Here is an 18,145-nt window from a genome sequence, read left to right as displayed (position 1 = left end):
GCAATTAATCTTGCAAGCCTGCGCGTCGGCGAGCGCCTCTTCGTGGGCTTTGCCGTGGTTTCGTCCTGGTCAGCCCCGGCGAGGCTTGCGCGCCTTGCCCTTGCTGGACTTGCCTGCGACCGCCTTCTTGACGGACGCTTTCAGGGACTGAATCGGTGACCGCGCCGCCCGCTCACGCGAGAGACCCGCTTGCTCTGTGGCGGACGGGGCTGCGCCCTTGTCGGCCTTGCGTCCGCCGGACCGGCCACCCGCCTTGCGGGCGCCACCGCCTGCTCCGTCGGAGCCCACACCCTTGTCCTTGAGCGCGCGACCGAGCAGTTCCTCGCCCTCACGCACCAGGCGGAAGTCGATCTTGCGGCCATCCAGATCCACGCGGCTGACCTGCACCCGCACGCGCGCACCGATGGCATAGCGGATACCGGTACGCTCGCCACGCAGTTCCTGGCGTGCCTCATCGAACTTGAAGTACTCGCCGCCCAGCTCGGTGATGTGCACCAGCCCTTCCACATACATCGCGTCGAGCGTGACGAAGATGCCAAAGCTCGTCGCTGCGCTGACCACGCCGCTGTATTCCTCGCCCAGGTGCTCGCGCATGTACTTGCACTTGAGCCAGGCTTCCACGTCGCGGCTCGCCTCGTCGGCGCGGCGCTCGTTGGCACTGCAGTGCAGGCCTGCGGCCTCCCAGGCTTGGGTGTCGCGGCTGGGCGGTGCCACATCCTTGCGGGGCTTGGTGCCGGGCGCTGCCACGCGGGCCGCCAGCCGTTTGGCCAGCTTGGCATGGGCTTCGCCGGGTGTGGGCAAGGACGGCAGCGCGTACTTCGTCTTGCTCAGGATGGCCTTGATGACCCGATGCACCAGCAGGTCGGGGTAACGCCGGATCGGGCTGGTGAAGTGCGTGTAGGCATCGAACGCCAGGCCAAAGTGGCCACTGTTGACGGGCGTGTAGATAGCCTGCTGCATGGAGCGCAACAGCATGGTGTGGATCTGCTGCGCGTCAGGCCGCTCTTTGGTGGCCTGGGCAATCGCCTGGAACTCGGCGGGCTTGGGATCATCGCCAATCGTCATGCCGACGGCCATGGCCTTGAGGTAGTTGCGCAGGATCTCCTGCTTCTCGGGCGTGGGGCCTTCGTGGACGCGGAACAGGCCAGGCTGTCCGCCCTGGGCGATGAAGTCGGCACTGCACACGTTGGCGGCCAGCATGGCCTCTTCGATGAGCTTGTGCGCATCGTTGCGGGTGCGCGGCACGATTTTTTCGATGCGACCGTTTTCGTCGCAAACGATCTGTGTTTCGGTGGTTTCAAAGTCCACCGCCCCCCGCTGCTGACGCGCAATCAGGAGGGCTCGGTACACATCGTGCAGGTTGAGCAGGTCCTTGACGCGGTCCTTGCGCTTGCTGGCCTCGGGGCCGCGCGTATTGGCCAGGATGGCCGCCACTTCCGTGTACGTGAAACGCGCATGGCTGAACATCACGGCCGGGTAGAACTGGTAGGCGTGCACTTCGCCCTTGGCGGTGACCAGCATGTCACAAACCATGCACAGGCGCTCCACCTCGGGGTTGAGGGAACACAGGCCGTTGCTCAGCTTCTCGGGCAGCATGGGAATCACGCGGCGCGGAAAGTACACGCTGGTGGCGCGGTCGTACGCATCGATGTCGATGGCGCTGCCGGTCTCCACGTAGTGGCTCACATCGGCAATGGCCACCAGCAGGCGCCAGCCTTTGCTGCGGCCGACCTGGGCAGGCTCGCAGTAGACGGCATCGTCGAAGTCGCGCGCGTCTTCGCCGTCGATGGTGACCAGGGGCACGTCGGTCAGGTCCACGCGGCGCTTCTTGTCCTGCGCGCGCACCTTGTCGGGCAACTCCTTGGCCTGCGCCAGGCACTCGGCGGAGAACTCGTGCGGCACGCCGTACTTGCGCACGGCGATCTCGATCTCCATGCCGGGGTCGTCCACCTCGCCGAGCACTTCGGTGATGCGGCCCACGGGCTGGCCAAACAGTGCGGGGGGCTCGGTCAGTTCAACAACGACAACCTGCCCAGGTTTTGCGGCGCCGGTGGCGCCTTTGGGGATCAGTACATCCTGGCCGTAGCGCTTGTCTTCTGGCGCCACCAGCCACACACCGCTTTCCTGCAGCAGGCGGCCGATGATGGGTTGCGGCGGGCGTTCGATGATCTCGGCCACGCGGCCTTCGGGACGACCACGGCGGTCCTGGCGCACGATGCGCACACGCACGCGGTCCTTGTGCAGCACCGCGCGCATTTCATTGGGGGGGATATAGATGTCGCCTTCGCCATCGTCGCGGATAACGAAACCGTGTCCATCACGGTGCCCCTGCACGCTGCCTTCAATCTCGTCCGACAAATGCGCGGACTGCGCGCCGGGGGTGGTTTTTTTGATATACAATCTTAGACTTTCCTGAAATGCCCAGGTGGCGGAATTGGTAGACGCACTAGTTTCAGGTACTAGCGAGTAACATCGTGGAGGTTCGAGTCCTCTCCTGGGCACCAAGTTTAACGACAACCTGCGAAGGTTTTCAAAATATCGAAGCCGCTGCAAACACAGCGGCTTTTTTATTTTCTGCATGCAGTTGTCCAATCCGGCCCCAGGAAGCCGAACAGACACATTTTTGAAAATTCTTTGGCAACTTGCCAGAAGCCTCAATTACTTGTTCTATAATTCGAGGCTTATCTGAAAGCCCAGGTGGCGGAATTGGTAGACGCACTAGTTTCAGGTACTAGCGAGTAACATCGTGGAGGTTCGAGTCCTCTCCTGGGCACCAAACATATAAAAAGCCGTTGCAATCGCAACGGCTTTTTTGTTTTTGGAATTCCTTTGGCGGATAACTCCTCCAGCAATCCCACCTTCGCCAAGCACGGCAACCGCCGAGCCTCAAGGGCATGCGCGCAAAAGCGCGCACGCCCCCATTCACATCACTTGCGCAGCAACGTCTTCAGCACATTCTGCAAACGGCGTGCACTCACCGCATCACTGGCACTGGCCAGCACGCGCGCCGCATCCTGACCCCAAGTCTGGGCAGGCGCAGGATCATTGCGGCGCGTGAGCAATTGCAATTGCAGCATGCGCCGGGCAGCAATGTGCTCAGCTGGCGTGGGAGCCTCGGCTGCCATCTCCAGACGCAGCAGCGCCTCGGACGCATCTCCCTTGGGAGCAGACGACAGCGCTTGCGCCCAGGCGCTGCGCACCGATGCAGTCACACCCGAGCCCAGATCCTGCGTACCAGGCACAAGCGCTGCATCGCGCTTCTCCCATGCCGTCAGCAGCTGAGTCAGCGCCTCTCCATGTGCCTGCGCCGCCAGCTTCTTCAAAGCCAGCTGGGCGTGCTCCATGGCTTCGCGCTGGGCTCGGAACGCCGTGTCACCCAGGCGAGGGCCTCGGTCCTCGAACGCCGGGCGATCGCCAAAACGGCCACCACGGTCCGCGCGATCGCCCATGCGGCCATCGCTGCGAGGACCCCGGGCACCGTCGCGGTCGCCGGGACGGGCATCACGACGCTCACCCGGGCGACCTCCACGGCCAGGAGCTGCAGGCGCGTCCTTCTTCATGCCAGGACGGTCATCACCACGCACCGCCACCACGGGTCGCGCTGCGGGCTTGGGCGCTGCAGGTGCCGTTGCGGGGGCCTCGACTGCCGCACCGTCACCACCATCGGGCGTTTCCGCAGATTCAGCCGATCCGTTTTCGACAGCAACAGGGGCAGAATCCGCCTGCGCGTCTGCATGCGACTGTGCATCCTTGTGCGCCGTGGCAACGGCTTCCGCCGCCTGCGCCTGACCGCGCAGCGCGGCCTCCAGCGCCTGCATGGCCGAACGGATCTGTTGTGCATCGCCGCTGGCGTTGGCGGCCTCCAGCGCCTTGGACGCCTCCAGCACCACGCGATCACGTGCGCTCAATTCGGTGACAGCACGCTCGCGGTCCGCCGACTTGCGGTTGAAGGCTTCATCAATGGGTTTACGGAAGGCATCCCACAGCTTCTGCTCGTGCTTGCGGTCCAGAGGCACCCCCTGCGCCTCAGCCTGCCAGCGCTGCTGCAGCGCCTTGACCGCATCGATGCGCAAGGTGGGCGCCGCACCAAGGGCCGTGGCCTCGTCGATCATCGCGTGGCGGCGGGCCAGGCTTTCCTTCTGCGCAGTTTCGAGTGGAGCTGCTGCCAGGGAAATCGCCTGCTTCCAAAGAGGTTGCAACTCCGCAAAAAGCTTCTCCCCCACATGGCCGCCTTCGCGCCAGCGATCACCAAACTGGTGGAGGGCACGGTTGACGGCCTTCCAGTCGCCGGAGGCAGCATGCTCGTGCGCCCATGCCTTGACTTCTTCGATCAGCGCCAGGCGCTGGGCCTTGTGCTCTGCCGCCTCGGTGCGGATCTTGTCCAGCCAAGCCTCCACCACCTTGTGCGCGGCATTGCAGGCTTCGTCGAATTTCTTCCACAGACCATGGTTGGGCGCCCCACCCTGGTCCGCCTGTTTCCATTGTTCACGCAGGTTGCGCAGGGTTTCCTGCATCTTGCGGCCGCCCAGGGCCTGGCCTTCAGGGCGGTTGAGCAAGGCCTCAGCCTTGGCCACCAGGTCTTCACGCACCTGGTCCGCACTCCAGCGTTGCCAGCCTTCCAGTTCACCCGCCGCCACCAGGGCTGCGTGGACCTGCTGCTCCAGGGCATTGTCGATGTGTTTGCCGTGCACCTTCAGCACAGCGCGCAGTGCGGCTGCAGCACCGGCACTGGCCTTGCCATGGCCCTCGGCAGTTTCCTTCTCGAGGACTGCCAGGGCTTCGCGCACGCCCTGCACAGCCTTCTCAACAACTTCGGGCGCCACCTTGGGCTTGGCCGCACGCGCAGGCTTGGCTGCCGCCGCTGCAGCAGCGGCCTCGGTAGGCAGGCCACGCGCTGCACGCAGCTCATCAGCCCAGACAGGCACAGGAGGCAACGGCGCGCCAGCATCCTCAGAAGCCGCCACAGCCTGGGCCACCGCGGGTTGAAATGCCTCCCATACCACCAACAACTGGGTGCGTGACGCATCGAGCAGCGGTGGAAACCGTGCTTCTACGCTTGCCCAGCTGGCATCGCCGGTCAATTCCTGCGCCTGTTCCTGCCAACGCGCCACATCGGCACGCAGCAGTTCGAGCGCAGCATGGGCGTCGCGCCAGGGCTTGGTAGAGAGCACTTCGATGCGCTGGGCCAGCAACACGGCCGCCTCTCGCTGCACTTGGACTCGGTGCTGCAGATCCTCAATGACCTTCACGCGGTCCGCGACCTGTACCTTGAGCAGCGACAACGGCTCGCGCGACAGCGGCGCGCCCGCCTTGGCGGCGTCGCGTTGCCATGCCAGGGCATCGGCAATGTTGAGTTTGGGGGCTGACAGCAGCGCCTGCGCCTTTTCCGCCCACTCGGCGGCAATGGCCTCCTGGCCCTTGGCGCGGCGGATTTCATCGAGGCGCTCACGCACCGCGCGCGCAGCGCCCTTGTCACGCCCGCTCAGTTCTTTGAAAACCTCCTGCAACTGCTCATGGGCCGGCTGGGTTGCCAGCCAGTCACGAATGCGGGAGGCGCGCTCGCCGGAGGTGGCGGCAGAAAAAGCGCCACCGGTCAACGCATCAAGCGGATGCGGCTCATGGGTTTTGGCCGGGGCCGGATTCACTTCAGGTGCGTCGGACATTTTGCTGCGGGAAAAAAATGGAAACATGGATCCAATGGATAACAAAGGCGGCCCCGGGCGCATTGCCTGAAGGCCTGCCCCGGCAACTGCGCTGCACGCGCGCCAGGACAACAAAGAAGCTATTTTCACCGGGTTTGGCAAACAGGCCGCAGCATGGCGGTGTGCCAAGCCCCGGGGGTGATCTGGCACAAGGCTTTGCCAGACGGGCTGACATGCTGCGGCCCCGCCAGGGTGCCGCCCGCTACTGCGGGCGAACTGCCGCTGCTCTAGGGAACAGCCCCCATTATCTATATATAAGGGCCAAGGGCCCAAAAAGCACGCCACACCACCAATAAGAAAGCCCGGCAGACAGTGCCTCATGGACTGCCTGCCGGGCTTGACGGCTGACACAACGGTCTTTGCCATCGGTCGCAATGCGGAGATGAAGGTCCACATGGCGAGGAGGCAAGGTATTGCCTCCAGGGGTTTGCCGTGGAAGCCGCATCTGCTGCACCAGGGCACTGCGTGCCCTCGGAGGGAGACTTGTCTTCGTCTGGCGATGCCTGAAATCTACAGGCAACGCAACCTTACCAAAGCTGCCGCTGCAACTCAAACTGGATTCTCAATGGCGAAAAGACCGGCGATTGAATTTGACACGTCCATGTAACAGGCATCCCCACAGACCTGGGCGCCAGACACGCACACACCTCCCAAAAGCTGTGATTTTTCACATGTTTTTCATAACTTAATGATCTTAAAAATTAATTTGTTAGTATTGACTAAGCATTTAGTGAACTTCTAGAATCCGCCAGCCCCGAAAACAGGCTAGTAAAAACCCCAACCTCGCTGCCGAACCCGGCTAAGTCAAAGCAGGCCCCAAGCACACCCAAGACGTGCGGCCTCACTTGATGGCGTACCAATCCAGGCGATCCGCCGAGACGAGACAGTCCCCGATGACTGCCCGGCTCACTGCGGCGCCTCAGAAAGGAAGAGCTATGACAGCGTCAGGAAAAATGATCTCCGGCGTACGGACCTTTGTGGCCGACGTGACCGAAGGTTTTCTTGAAATCACCCACAACAGCTTCGCCCTCATCGGCCTGACTGTCGCCTTTGTCGTGATCACCCTCACGGCCCGCCCGGACTTGCGCCAGGCTGGCGAAGCGCAATTGATGAACTGGCTGCAGGCCCGCCAGGTGGAAGTGCTTGGCATGCCCATCGAACCGGAAGCCAGCGAGCGCGCCACGGCAGGCAACCCCAAGGACCTGCCCAAAGAGCAGGCCGCAGTCGCCTTCTGGCTCAGCAAGAAGTACCGCGTGGCCCCCGAGCCGCTGAGCGTGCTGGTGGCAGAGGCCTATGAAATCGGCGCGAAGTCCAAGATTGATCCCACGCTGATCCTTGCCATCATGGCCATCGAGTCCAGCTTCAACCCGTTTGCACAAAGCGCCGTTGGCGCTCAAGGGCTCATGCAGGTGATGACCAATGTGCACACCGACAAGTACCAGAATTTTGGCGGGCACTTTGCAGCCTTTGACCCGGTGAGCAATCTGCGCGTGGGCGTGAAGGTCCTGCAGGAGTGCATTGCACGCGCCGGCTCGGTGGAGGGTGGACTGCGCTTTTACGTGGGCGCGGGCAACCTGGCCGACGACGGCGGTTATGCGGCCAAGGTGATGGCTGAGCATTTCCGCCTGCGGCAGGTCGCAGGCGGCCGCACCATGCCCACCACGCCACCTCCAAGCCTCTCCACACAAGCTCCCGTACAGGCCATTCCCGTCTCTGCACCGCCCGCAACGCCAGCAGCCAGCGGCGACAAGGTGGCCCTGCTCTCCGCGCTCTGACCTGGGCTTCTCGCACCGGGGGAAGCACACCTCCCCGGGGCACGCTCCTCAGCTCCCCGACACATTGGCGCACGCCACGTCAGCTACACTAGCGGTGTACGCGACTGGCGATAGGCGCGGCATCTGGACACAGGGTGCCGCCGCTGACGTGGAAACCGACAAGGGCTTGCCTCTTGTGAACCACTGGGAAGCGTGCCGCACGGGGTTCATCCCTTCTGCGTTCAGCCGTTCGCCTGGGCAGCCCTTGTTTCAAGGGACACAAGTTCATAGGACTGCCAATCATGTACGACCGCAATATTCTTGTCGAACAAACCGACCCCGAGCTGTTTGCCGCCATCCAGGCTGAAAACGCCCGGCAAGAGCACCACATCGAGCTGATCGCCAGCGAGAACTACGCCTCCCCCGCCGTGATGTGGGCGCAGGGCACGCAACTGACCAACAAATACGCCGAAGGCTACCCTGGCAAGCGCTACTACGGTGGCTGCGAGCATGTGGACGTGGCCGAGCAGCTGGCCATCGACCGCGTCAAGCAGATCTTCGGCGCCGAGGCCGCCAACGTGCAGCCGCACTGCGGCGCCTCCGCCAACGAGGCCGTGTTCCTGGCATTCTTGAAGCCCGGCGACACCATCATGGGCATGAGTCTGGCCGAAGGCGGCCACCTGACGCACGGCATGCCGCTGAACATGTCCGGCAAGTGGTTCAACGTGGTCTCCTACGGCCTGGATGCCAACGAAGCCATCGACTACGAAGCGATGGAGAAGAAGGCGCACGAAACCAAGCCCAAGCTCATCATCGCCGGTGCCTCGGCCTACAGCCTGCACATCGACTTCGCACGCTTTGCCAAGGTGGCCAAGGACGTGGGCGCGATCTTCATGGTGGACATGGCCCACTACGCCGGCCTGATCGCCGCGGGCGTGTACCCCAACCCCGTGCCGCACGCCGACGTGGTCACTTCCACCACCCACAAGAGCCTGCGCGGCCCCCGTGGCGGCATCATCCTGATGAAGGCCCAGCACGAGAAGGCCATCAACAGCGCCATCTTCCCCGGCCTGCAAGGTGGCCCGTTGATGCACGTGATCGCGGCCAAGGCCGTGGCGTTCAAGGAAGCGCTGCAGCCCGAGTTCAAGACCTACCAGGAACAGGTGGCCAAGAATGCCAAGGTGGTGGCCGAGACGTTGACCGCCCGCGGCCTGCGCATCGTGAGCGGTGGCACGCAAAGCCACGTGATGCTGGTGGACCTGCGCGCCAAGGGCATCACCGGCAAGGAAGCCGAGGCCGTGCTGGGCGCCGCCCACATGACCATCAACAAGAACGCGATCCCCAACGACCCTGAAAAGCCGATGGTCACGAGTGGTGTGCGCATCGGCACCCCTGCCATGACCACGCGCGGCTTCAAGGAAGAAGAAGCCCGCATCACCGCCCACCTGATCGCCGACGTGCTGGACAACCCCCGCGACGAAGCCAATATCGCCGCGGTGCGTGCCAAGGTCAATGCGCTGACCGCACGCTTCCCCGTCTACCGTTAAGCCAGGGACTCGGCAGCCACCATGAAGTGCCCCTTCTGCAGCCACCTCGAAACGCAAGTCGTTGAAACGCGGGTGTCTGAGGATGGGGTCTTCATCCGCCGCCGCCGCCAGTGCGGCGCGTGCGACAAGCGCTTTACCACCTACGAACGGCCGGAAGTGAACTTCCCGGCCATCGTCAAAAAGGACGGCCGGCGCATCGAATACGAGCGCGGCAAGCTGCTTGCCTCGTTCAACCTGGCGCTGCGCAAGCGCCCGGTCAGCACCGACCAGATCGACAGTGCCATCGAGCGCATCGAGGAAAAGCTGCTCAACCTGGGCCAACGCGAAGTGATCTCCAGCCGCATTGGCGAGCTGGTGATGCGCGAACTCAAGAAGCTCGACAAGGTGGCCTACATCCGCTTTGCCAGCGTGTACCGCAGCTTTGAAGACATCGACGACTTCCGCGCCATGGTCGATGAAGTGCGCAAGTAACCGGCACCTGCATTCGTATCTGCACCGGTGTTCGCCCTAGGGCCGGGCGATTTCAAGGATTTTCGCAATCCAGCGCTTCACCAGCAAGCGCTAGCAGCTACAAATAATATAGCAAACAAGCATCCACAGAAGATGGGTGTACGTCGGAGTGGGCCACCGCTGTCGCGTATGCCACACCGCAAAATACTCCTTTATTGATAGCTACCAGCGCTTTCTGAATCAGCGCCAGAGGCCAATTTGACTTAAAAATTGGCTTGGCATGCGCCGGCGCGCACCCCGCCAGTGCCCGACAATGCGCCCGGTGAAAACCCGCCACTTCCTGCAGCTGGTGCTGCTGTCCGCCCTGTGGGGCGCCTCGTTTCTTTTCATCCGCATTGCCAGCCCTGTACTGGGGCCCAACGTCATGGCCGCGCTGCGCATTGGCCTGGCCACGCTGACGCTCATCGGCATCATGCGGGTCGCCAACGAATCGTGGCCGTGGCGCCATTGGCGGGAGCTGCTCGGGCTGGGTACGCTCACGGTCGCGGTGCCCTTCCTGCTCTACTCATGGGCCGCCCTGCACCTGCCGGCGGGGTACAGCTCACTGCTCAACACCATGGCCGTTCCGTTCAGCGTACTGGCCGCTGCGTGGATGAAGGAGGACACGCTGAGCCTGCGCAAATGGCTGGGCTGCCTGTGCGGCTTTGCGGGCGTGGCCCTGATCGTGCAACTGGGCCCTATGGAGCCCACGCCAGCGCTGCTGATCGCGGCCCTGGGCTGCATCGTCGCTTCGGCCTGCTACGGCGTCTCGACCACCTGGATGAAGCGCGCCACCACCCGCATGTCGCCCCTGTCGATCGCCGCCGGCATTCACGCCGCGGCGCTGGTGTTGCTGCTGCCGGGTGCGGCCTGGAGCCTGCCCGAAGCGCACTTCACACCGGGCGCGCTGGCCGCTGTGGCGGTGATGGGCGTCGTGACCTCGGGCCTGGCCTACTGGCTCAACCTGCGGGTGCTCCAACATGTCTCGCCCGTGGCGGCCATGAGTTCGGCTTTCATGATTCCGCTGTTCGGTGTGGCCTGGGGCCACATCTTTCTGGACGAGGCATTGGGCACCGGGATGGTGTGGGGCGGAGCGCTGGTGCTGGTGGCCACCGGTCTGGTGACCGGCTTCAACCCATTGCGCTGGTTGGCGGCACTGCGCCCAGGGCGCAGCTAAGTGCCGGACAACACCGCCCAACCACCCGAACGGGCAGTTCAGCGGGCCACGCGGGAAATACGGTCGATGGCGGGCACCGGCACCGGACTGTGGGCGCGGAAGTAGGCCTCCAGTGCGTCCAGGTCCAGCCCACCCACCAGGCGGTCACGGCCTTGGGCCAGCACCGTGAAGTTGTCGCCACCGCTATCGAGGTAGCTGCTCAGCACCACGCGCACCAGCGCATCGTCCTGCAGCGGTGTGCCGTTCAGCGCCATGTGGCTGATGCGCGCACCCGCTGGCTGGGTGAGGTCGTAGCGGTACGAAAACCCTGCCGACGCCGACAACACCCGGGGCCGCTGCACGGTGTTGCTGCCGCTGGCGAACTGCTGTTCCAGCGCCGCCTTGACCTGCGCTCCCGTGAAGGTCTTGACGACCAGCTGGTTGCCGAATGGTTGCACCGCAAACAACTGGCCGTAGCGCACCAGCCCCTGTCCGTCGGGCACCAGGTCAGCGCGCAGTCCACCCGGGTTCATGAACGACAGCTGCGCCCCACCCTGCTCCGGTGCACGCGTGGCATGGAGCTGCGCGTCGGCCACCAGGTTCCCCAGCGCGCTTTCTAGCGATGGAGCCGGCGTGCGCCGCAGGGCCGCAACGGCCTGCCCCACGGGACGCTGGGCCAGCGGCACGGCGGCGGCGCGGTAGGTGTCGATGACCTTCTGCACCTGCGGATCGGCCGGAAAGGTCGGCACGGCCGAGGTGAGCGGCACGTACCCCTGGCTGCCGGTGAAAGCCTCGCCCTGCACCACCACGTTGCGCGCCGCCTTGTGCACCACGCGGCGCGTCCGGGGGTCTACCCGCAATTGAATGTCCGTGAGCAGCGTGCCGTACTGCCCGGCGCTGGTCAGCAGAAAGGGCTTGGCAGGGTTCACGCGGCTGTAGTCGCAGACATAGGCCTGGTGCGTGTGGCCCGAAACCACCACGTCCACGGCCGGGTCCAGCCGCTCCAGGATGGGGACGATGTCGCCGGAAAGGCCCGCGCAGCTCGTCTCCTGCACGCCGGCTGTGGTGCTACCGCCCTCGTGGATGACGACGGCGATCACATCGGCGCCCTGGGCCCGCAGCTGCGGAATCAGGGCATTGGCCGTGGCCGCTTCGTCCTCAAAGCGCAGGCCCGCAACGCCCGAGGGGCTGACCATGGTGGGCGTGGCCTGCAGCGTAAGCCCGATCACGCCCAGGGTGACCGTCACCCCACCCTCCGTGAAGCGCTTGAGCCCGGTGGCGGGCAGCAGTGTGCGCCCATCCTCGGTGCGCATGGTGTTGGCGGCCAGAAAACCGAACCGTGCGCCCGCAAAGGGCTGGCTGATCTGGCAGGGCTGGCGCGCAGTGAACTTCTCGCAACCCCCGTGCTGCAGGCGCAGCAGTTCGCGCCAGCCCCGGTCGAACTCATGGTTGCCCACGGCATTGAAGTCAATCTGCATGAGATTGACGGCCTCGATGGTGGGCTCGTCCAGGAAGAGCGAGGACACCAGCGGCGACGCACCCACCATGTCCCCTGCCGACACCACCGCATGGTGCGGCCCCCGGGCCTTGAGCGCCGCCATGGCACTGGCCAGGTAGGCCATGCCTCCTGCAGGCGCGGCCACGGGCCCTGACGGCCCCTGTACCCTGTGCGCCATGTGGGGCGGCTCCAGGTTGCCATGCAGGTCATTGAAGCCAATCAGCGTGATGTCGATGTACTCGGGCCCCTGCCCGCCCGCCAACGGCACGGCCGTGCCGCAACCCGCCAGCAGAGCCCCGAGCGCGCCCACCGCGGCAAGCGCCGACCCGCTGCGAGCCCAGCCCGATCCATTGAATGCCTGTGCCAACAACCTGCGCATGGGACTGCCTTGTTCAATCAAATAGGACTTACGCAAATCTGGATGCAACAGCCGCCTGGCCATGGAGCGAGCCGCATGCCTGAACCCAGTTTTTGCATAAGTCATGTCAAAGAAAAAAGGGCGCACATCGCTGCACGCCCCGCCATCACCTGCTTCAGCGCGCCCGGGCCCGCCCCGCAGCGCGCTGCACCCGCTACAGGAACGAGGCCTGGATGGGCGGCACGGGCGGCACCACATCGCCGCACTGGGCACGGTGGCGCAGGGCATGGTCCATGACGACCAGTGCGAGCAGCGCTTCGGCAATCGGCGCGGCACGGATGCCCACGCAGGGGTCGTGGCGGCCCTTGGTGACGACTTCGGTGCTCTTGCCATGCACATCGATAGATTCGCGCGGACTGATGATGGAGCTGGTGGGCTTGATGGCGATGCTCACCTCCAGGTCCTGCCCGGTGCTGATGCCGCCCAGCACGCCACCCGCGTTGTTGGTGCGAAAGCCCTGGGGCGTCATCGAATCACCGTGCATCGTGCCCCGGTGGGCCACGCTGGCAAAACCGGCGCCAATCTCCACGCCCTTCACCGCGTTGAGGCCCATCATGGCGTGGGCAATGTCGGCATCGAGCTTGTCGTACAGCGGCTCGCCCAGGCCCACCGGCACGCCGGTGGCCTGCACGCGGATGCGGGCACCACACGAATCACCGGCCTTGCGCAGGGCGTCCATGTAGTCCTCGTACTGCTGCACGTCGGCCACGGGGGCGAAGAAAGGGTTGCTGCGCACATGGTCCCAGCTCTCGAACGGGATGGCCAGCTCACCCAGCTGGGTCATGCAGGCCCGGAACTGGGCGCCGTACTGCTGGGCCAGCCACTTCTTGGCCACCGCACCGGCGGCCACCGTGGGCGCAGTGAGCCGGGCCGAAGAGCGGCCACCGCCGCGCGGGTCGCGGATGCCGTACTTGTGCCAGTAGGTGTAGTCGGCATGGCCGGGGCGGAAGCTCTCGGCGATGTTGCTGTAGTCCTTGCTGCGCTGGTCGGTGTTGCGGATCAACAGCGCGATCGGTGTGCCGGTGGTCTTGCCCTCGTACACGCCGGAGAGGATTTCCACCGCATCGGGCTCGTTGCGCTGGGTGACGTGGCGGCTGGTGCCGGGGCGGCGCCGGTCCAGGTCCGCCTGGATGTCGGCCTCGGTGAGCGGCATGCCGGGCGGGCAACCGTCGATCACGCAGCCGATGGCCGGGCCGTGGGATTCACCAAAGTTGGTGACTGCGAATAGGGAACCGAAGGTATTGCCGCTCATGGCGATGGATTATCCCAGAGCGGCGACCACCACCGGCTCGGCACAGGCGATGGAGCACCCTGCATCAAGGCCGGGTGCGAAATGTGGTGCAGACAAACACACGCCACAAACGCGCTTGGCATTGCAACGCGCGCTTGCTAGCATCAGTACCCGATCTTTGGGACGTTCATGCCCGTTTCAGCCCCGCACTCTTCCGATTCCCCATCCCACCCCGGCACCCCGCCGCCAGCCCCCCTGGCCGATGCCCCGTTGCGCCGGGCATTGGACGCCAGCGACAACGCCATTGTGATGAGCGACAGTGCCAGGCACGTGGTGTATGTCAACGAAGGGTTCACACGCCTGTTCGGGTTTAGCCCCTCCGAGGTCCTGGGCAAATACCTCAGTGATGTGCTGCTGGGCCCGCACTCCGACCCGGGGCTGCTGGGGGAAATCCGTGACGGCATCCACAAGCAGGGCGTCTTCCATGTCGAGACGCTGCTGTACAGCAAGGCCGGCCAGCCGCGCTGGGTGGCGATGATGATCAATGCCTCGGACGAGGCCTCGGGCGGGCCGGGCGGCACCATCACGGTGCTGACCGACATCACGCTCACCAAAATGCACGAAGTGCTGCAAAAGCGGGTGCTCGAGGGAATGGTCAACGAACTGCCGCTGGCAGACCTGATGACCCTGGTATGCCGCGAAGTCGAACGCATCGCCCCCGAAGTCACGGCATCCATCCTGGCCGTGGACGAGCGGGGCCTGCTCCGCCCGCTGGCGGCGCCGGGGCTGCCGCTTGCTATCAGCCAGGCGCTCGACGGAGCTCCCATCGGGCCCCGTGCGGGCTCGTGCGGTGCCGCAGCCTTCCGGGGCGAACCCGTGGCGGTCACAGACATTGCCACCGACCCCCTGTGGGCCGACTACCGCGCCCTGTTTGAGTCCAGTGGCATGCGGGCCTGCTGGTCCAGCCCGATCTGTGACCATACGGGAAAGGTGATTGGCACCTTTGCGTTCTACTTTCGGGAGCCGCGCGGCCCGGACGCGCTGCACCACCGGCTGGTGGACGTGTGCCTGCACCTGTGCGCGCTGGCCATAGAGCGCAACGCCACACGCGAGCGTATTCACCAGCTTGCCTTCTTTGACGAACTCACCGGGCTGCCCAATCGCGCCATGTTCCGCAGCAGTGCCGCACGGGCGCTTGCCAGTCTGCGGCAGGACAACCACCCCGGCGCGCTGCTGTTCATCGACCTGGACCGCTTCAAGCAGATCAATGACATACAAGGCCATGCCGCAGGCGACGCACTGCTGTGCGAGGTGGCCAAGCGGCTGACGCAATGCCTGCGTGCGCGCGATCTGATTGGCCGCTTGGCGGGTGATGAATTTGTGCTGCTGCTGTCCGAATGCACCACCGAGCAGGCCGTGCAGACAGCCCACCGCATGCTGCAAGAAATGGCACGCCCCATGGACATCCACGGACAGGCCCATGTCTGCCACGCCAGCATTGGCATTGCGATGTTTCCGGAAGATGGCGATGCGATCGACACACTCCTGCGCCATGCCGACCAGGCCATGGTCCAGGCCAAAAGCGATCACCGGCACAGCCTGCAATTGTTCAGTGCCGAAATGAACCGGCGCGCGCAGGAGCGCGCCGCCCTGGAACGTGCCTTGCGCCAGGCCCTGGCCGACCGCAGCCTCAGCCTGCACTACCAGCCCCAGGTGCTCAGCATTGCACCTGGCACCCTGCACGGCGTGGAAGCCCTGGCGCGCTGGCAACACCCCGAATGGGGCATGGTGCCCCCCACCCGGTTCATCCCCGTGGCCGAAGAAGCCGGGCTCATTCACCAGCTGACCCTGTGGCTGCTGGACGAAGCCTGTGCACAGCTGTCGACATGGCGTGCGGCCGGCCACAGCGTGCCCTGCGTGGCCGTGAACCTGTCGGGGCGCAGCTTCCACCAGGCAGAGTTTGCACAGCAGGTCTGTGATGCCCTGGAGCGCCACGGCCTGAGCACGGACGATGTGCTGCTGGAGATCACCGAAAGCGTGATGATGGACGCGCGACCGGTGACGCTGGCCAACATCGAGGCGCTGCACAACAAGGGGTTCAAGCTCTCGCTGGACGATTTCGGCACGGGTTACTCCAGCCTGAGCTACCTGCACCGCCTGCCCATCAGCGAACTCAAGCTGGACATGGCGTTTGTGCAAGACCTCACCACCAGCCCCACCGCACGCGCCCTCACGGTATCGGTACTCAGCATTGCCCACAGCCTGGGCATGGTGGTAGTGGCCGAAGGGGTGGAAACCAGCGGGCAACAGCAATGGCTGCAGGCCCACGGTTGCCCTGTCATGCAGGGCTATCTGTTTGGCAAACCCATGCCACCGGATGAGCTGGAGGCCTGGCTTGGCGCGCAGGTGCCGGGCCTGCGCTGAGAATAGAGCCCGGTACCCGGGCGACGCGGCGGTCAGCCGCTGCGGGATTCGTCTTCCGGCCAGTCGCGGATGTAGGCCTTGAGCATCTTGTTCTCGAAGTTCTGGCTGTCCACCACGGCCTTGGCCACGTCGTAGAAGCTGATCACGCCCATGAGCATCTTGCGGTCCATCACGGGCATGTAGCGCGCATGGCGGTCCAGCATCATGCGGCGCACTTCGTCCATGTCGGTTTCGAGCGTGCAGGTCAGGGGTGCATCGTCCATCGCCGTGCGCACCAGCATCGTTCCCACGCTGCCGCCGTTCTTGACCACGGCCTGGATCACCTCGCGGAAGGTGAGCATGCCCACCAGGTCTCCATGCTCCATGACCACCAGCGAGCCGATGTCGCGCTCGGCCATCAGGGCCACAGCGCCCGCCAGCGGCTCGTCGGGCGAGGCGGTGTACAAGGTGTTGCCTTTGACGCGAAGGATGTCGCTGACTTTCATGGTGCTGGGTCTCCGAGAGGGCAAGAGCAGCGCGGCAGGCGCTGTAGACAATTTGCTACCAAATATAGCCCACAATGCCCGGCTGAATTGACAACATGGGAGACACACAGATGCCCGGCTACTCCGACCCCGGCTTTGACACGCTGGCCCTGCACGCTGGCGCCAGCCCCGACCCCGCCACCGGCGCACGCGCCACCCCCATCCACCTGACCACGTCGTTCGTCTTTGAATCGAGCGACCATGCGGCCTCGCTGTTCAACCTGGAGCGCGGCGGCCATGTCTACAGCCGCATCAGCAACCCCACCAACGCGGTGCTGGAGCAACGCGTGGCGGCGCTGGAAGGCGGCGTGGGCGCCATCACTACCGCCAGCGGCCAGGCGGCCCTGCACCTGGCCGTGGCCACGCTGATGGGCGCCGGCAGCCACATCGTGGCCAGCACAGCCCTGTATGGCGGCTCGCAGAACCTGCTGCACTACACGCTCTCGCGTTTTGGCATCGAGACCACCTTCGTGAAGCCCGGCGACATCGACGCCTGGCGCGCCGCCGTGCGGCCCAACACCAAGCTGTTCTTTGGCGAGACCGTGGGCAACCCGGGCCTGGATGTGCTGGACATCCCCACCGTGTCTTCAATAGCCCATGAGGCCGGTGTGCCCCTGCTGGTGGACTCCACCCTGACCTCGCCCTGGCTCATGAGGCCGTTGGAACATGGCGCCGATCTGGTCTACCACTCGGCCACCAAGTTCCTCTCGGGCCACGGCACTGTGGTGGGGGGCATCGTGGTGGATGGCGGCAGTTTTGACTGGGACGGCCCCAAATCCGCCGGCAAATTTGCCGAGCTGACCCAGCCCTACGACGGCTTTCACAACATGGTGTTCACCGAAGAAAGCACTGTGGGCGCCTTCCTGCTGCGCGCACGCCGCGAGGGCCTGCGCGACTTTGGCGCCTGCATGAGCCCGCACACGGCCTGGCTCATTCTGCAGGGCGTCGAGACCCTGCCGCTGCGCATGGCGCAGCACATGCGCAACACCGAGAAGGTGGTGGAATTTCTGGCCGCGCAGCCCTTTGTGTCACGCGTGGGCCACCCCATGCTGGCATCGCACGGAAGCCATGCGCTCGCGCAAAAGTTGCTGCCGCGCGGCGCAGGATCGGTGTTCAGCTTTGACCTCAAGGGCAACCGCGAACAGGGCAAGAAATTCATCGAAACCCTCAAGGTCTTCAGCCACCTGGCCAATGTGGGCGACTGCCGCAGCCTCGTGATCCACCCAGCCAGCACCACCCACTTCCGCATGACCGACGAGGCCCTGGCCAGCGCGGGCATCACCCAGGGCACCATCCGGCTGTCCATTGGCCTCGAAGACGCCGATGACCTGATCGACGACCTCAAGCGCGCGTTGAAAGCCGCCGAGAAAGCAGTAAACCCATGAACCCCCACGCTCATCAC

General features: G+C 64.7%; 11 protein-coding genes, 2 tRNA genes and 1 riboswitch. Of the genes, 8 read left to right on the top strand and 5 right to left on the bottom strand.

Annotation, left to right across the window (positions count from 1 at the left end; all coding sequences use genetic code 11):
- Nucleotides 1-69 precede the first annotated feature (69 nt).
- Nucleotides 70-2,400, bottom strand: a complete 2,331-nt coding sequence (rnr, locus tag ARADN35_RS0100270) for a ribonuclease R (protein ID WP_010457823.1) — start codon at nt 2,398-2,400, stop codon at nt 70-72.
- A gap of 19 nt (nt 2,401-2,419) precedes the next feature.
- Here rnr and ARADN35_RS0100265 point away from each other — a divergent pair.
- Both ARADN35_RS0100265 and ARADN35_RS0100260 read left to right on the top strand, forming a co-directional pair.
- Nucleotides 2,420-2,504: transfer RNA gene (locus tag ARADN35_RS0100265), tRNA-Leu, on the top strand.
- Between the two features lie 187 nt (nt 2,505-2,691).
- Nucleotides 2,692-2,776 (top strand) — tRNA-Leu (locus ARADN35_RS0100260).
- A 151-nt stretch (nt 2,777-2,927) separates the two neighbouring features.
- Here ARADN35_RS0100260 and ARADN35_RS0100255 read toward each other — a convergent pair.
- Nucleotides 2,928-5,690, bottom strand: a complete 2,763-nt coding sequence (locus tag ARADN35_RS0100255; protein ID WP_010457820.1) for a DUF349 domain-containing protein — start codon at nt 5,688-5,690, stop codon at nt 2,928-2,930.
- A 947-nt stretch (nt 5,691-6,637) separates the two neighbouring features.
- On the opposite strand from ARADN35_RS0100255, the gene ARADN35_RS0100250 reads away from it, so the two are divergent.
- From ARADN35_RS0100250 to ARADN35_RS0100235, 4 genes are all read left to right on the top strand, one after another.
- Nucleotides 6,638-7,477, top strand: a complete 840-nt coding sequence (locus tag ARADN35_RS0100250; RefSeq protein ID WP_029412723.1) for a lytic transglycosylase domain-containing protein — start codon at nt 6,638-6,640, stop codon at nt 7,475-7,477.
- A gap of 90 nt (nt 7,478-7,567) precedes the next feature.
- A riboswitch (ZMP/ZTP riboswitch) is annotated at nt 7,568-7,723 on the top strand.
- 35 nt (nt 7,724-7,758) lie between these two features.
- Entirely contained in the window at nt 7,759-9,003 is a 1,245-nt protein-coding gene (gene glyA, locus ARADN35_RS0100245) for a serine hydroxymethyltransferase (RefSeq protein ID WP_010457815.1), read from the top strand.
- 21 nt (nt 9,004-9,024) lie between these two features.
- Complete coding sequence (gene nrdR, locus ARADN35_RS0100240; protein ID WP_010457813.1) at nt 9,025-9,474, top strand: transcriptional regulator NrdR; 450 nt, start codon at nt 9,025-9,027, stop codon at nt 9,472-9,474.
- Nucleotides 9,475-9,766: 292 nt separating this feature from the next.
- Nucleotides 9,767-10,669 carry a DMT family transporter gene (locus ARADN35_RS0100235; RefSeq protein WP_010457811.1) on the top strand — a complete coding sequence of 301 codons (903 nt, stop codon included), beginning with the start codon at nt 9,767-9,769 and terminating at the stop codon, nt 10,667-10,669.
- Between the two features lie 38 nt (nt 10,670-10,707).
- Here ARADN35_RS0100235 and ARADN35_RS0100230 read toward each other — a convergent pair whose 3' ends face one another.
- Nucleotides 10,708-12,525 (bottom strand): bifunctional metallophosphatase/5'-nucleotidase, encoded by a 1,818-nt coding sequence (locus tag ARADN35_RS0100230; RefSeq protein ID WP_010457808.1) that lies wholly within the window; start codon nt 12,523-12,525, stop codon nt 10,708-10,710.
- A 193-nt stretch (nt 12,526-12,718) separates the two neighbouring features.
- A complete protein-coding gene (gene aroC / locus ARADN35_RS0100225; RefSeq protein ID WP_010457806.1) occupies nt 12,719-13,816 on the bottom strand; it encodes a chorismate synthase in 1,098 nt (365 codons plus the stop codon).
- 168 nt (nt 13,817-13,984) lie between these two features.
- Here aroC and ARADN35_RS0100220 point away from each other — a divergent pair, with 168 nt between their 5' ends.
- The gene (locus ARADN35_RS0100220) at nt 13,985-16,219 is read left to right on the top strand and encodes a sensor domain-containing protein (protein ID WP_081474529.1); all 2,235 of its coding nucleotides are present in this window, start codon (nt 13,985-13,987) and stop codon (nt 16,217-16,219) included.
- A 32-nt stretch (nt 16,220-16,251) separates the two neighbouring features.
- Here ARADN35_RS0100220 and ARADN35_RS0100215 read toward each other — a convergent pair whose 3' ends face one another.
- Nucleotides 16,252-16,704 (bottom strand): CBS domain-containing protein, encoded by a 453-nt coding sequence (locus ARADN35_RS0100215; protein ID WP_010457802.1) that lies wholly within the window; start codon nt 16,702-16,704, stop codon nt 16,252-16,254.
- Between the two features lie 110 nt (nt 16,705-16,814).
- Between ARADN35_RS0100215 and ARADN35_RS0100210 the strand changes: the two genes are divergently transcribed.
- Nucleotides 16,815-18,128 (top strand): O-acetylhomoserine aminocarboxypropyltransferase, encoded by a 1,314-nt coding sequence (locus tag ARADN35_RS0100210; RefSeq protein ID WP_010457800.1) that lies wholly within the window; start codon nt 16,815-16,817, stop codon nt 18,126-18,128.
- The last annotated feature ends 17 nt before the right edge of the window (nt 18,129-18,145 follow it).

This window comes from Acidovorax radicis N35 (genome assembly GCF_000204195.1).
Taxonomy (GTDB): Bacteria; Pseudomonadota; Gammaproteobacteria; order Burkholderiales; family Burkholderiaceae_C; genus Acidovorax; species Acidovorax radicis.
The sequence above is the reverse complement of the archived record's forward strand: the minus strand, read 5'-3'. Positions and strand labels throughout refer to the sequence as shown.

What these genes read in the sequence shown, in the direction of transcription:
- nrdR (WP_010457813.1), top strand. Translation starts at nt 9,025, where the DNA reads ATGAAGTGCCCCTTCTGCAGCCACCTCGAAACGCAAGTCGTTGAAACG.
- glyA (WP_010457815.1), top strand. Translation starts at nt 7,759, where the DNA reads ATGTACGACCGCAATATTCTTGTCGAACAAACCGACCCCGAGCTGTTT.
- ARADN35_RS0100210 (WP_010457800.1), top strand. Translation starts at nt 16,815, where the DNA reads ATGCCCGGCTACTCCGACCCCGGCTTTGACACGCTGGCCCTGCACGCT.
- ARADN35_RS0100220 (WP_081474529.1), top strand. Translation starts at nt 13,985, where the DNA reads ATGCCCGTTTCAGCCCCGCACTCTTCCGATTCCCCATCCCACCCCGGC.
- aroC (WP_010457806.1), bottom strand. Translation starts at nt 13,816, where the DNA reads ATGAGCGGCAATACCTTCGGTTCCCTATTCGCAGTCACCAACTTTGGT.
- ARADN35_RS0100250 (WP_029412723.1), top strand. Translation starts at nt 6,638, where the DNA reads ATGACAGCGTCAGGAAAAATGATCTCCGGCGTACGGACCTTTGTGGCC.
- ARADN35_RS0100230 (WP_010457808.1), bottom strand. Translation starts at nt 12,525, where the DNA reads ATGCGCAGGTTGTTGGCACAGGCATTCAATGGATCGGGCTGGGCTCGC.
- ARADN35_RS0100235 (WP_010457811.1), top strand. Translation starts at nt 9,767, where the DNA reads ATGCGCCCGGTGAAAACCCGCCACTTCCTGCAGCTGGTGCTGCTGTCC.
- ARADN35_RS0100215 (WP_010457802.1), bottom strand. Translation starts at nt 16,704, where the DNA reads ATGAAAGTCAGCGACATCCTTCGCGTCAAAGGCAACACCTTGTACACC.
- ARADN35_RS0100255 (WP_010457820.1), bottom strand. Translation starts at nt 5,690, where the DNA reads ATGTTTCCATTTTTTTCCCGCAGCAAAATGTCCGACGCACCTGAAGTG.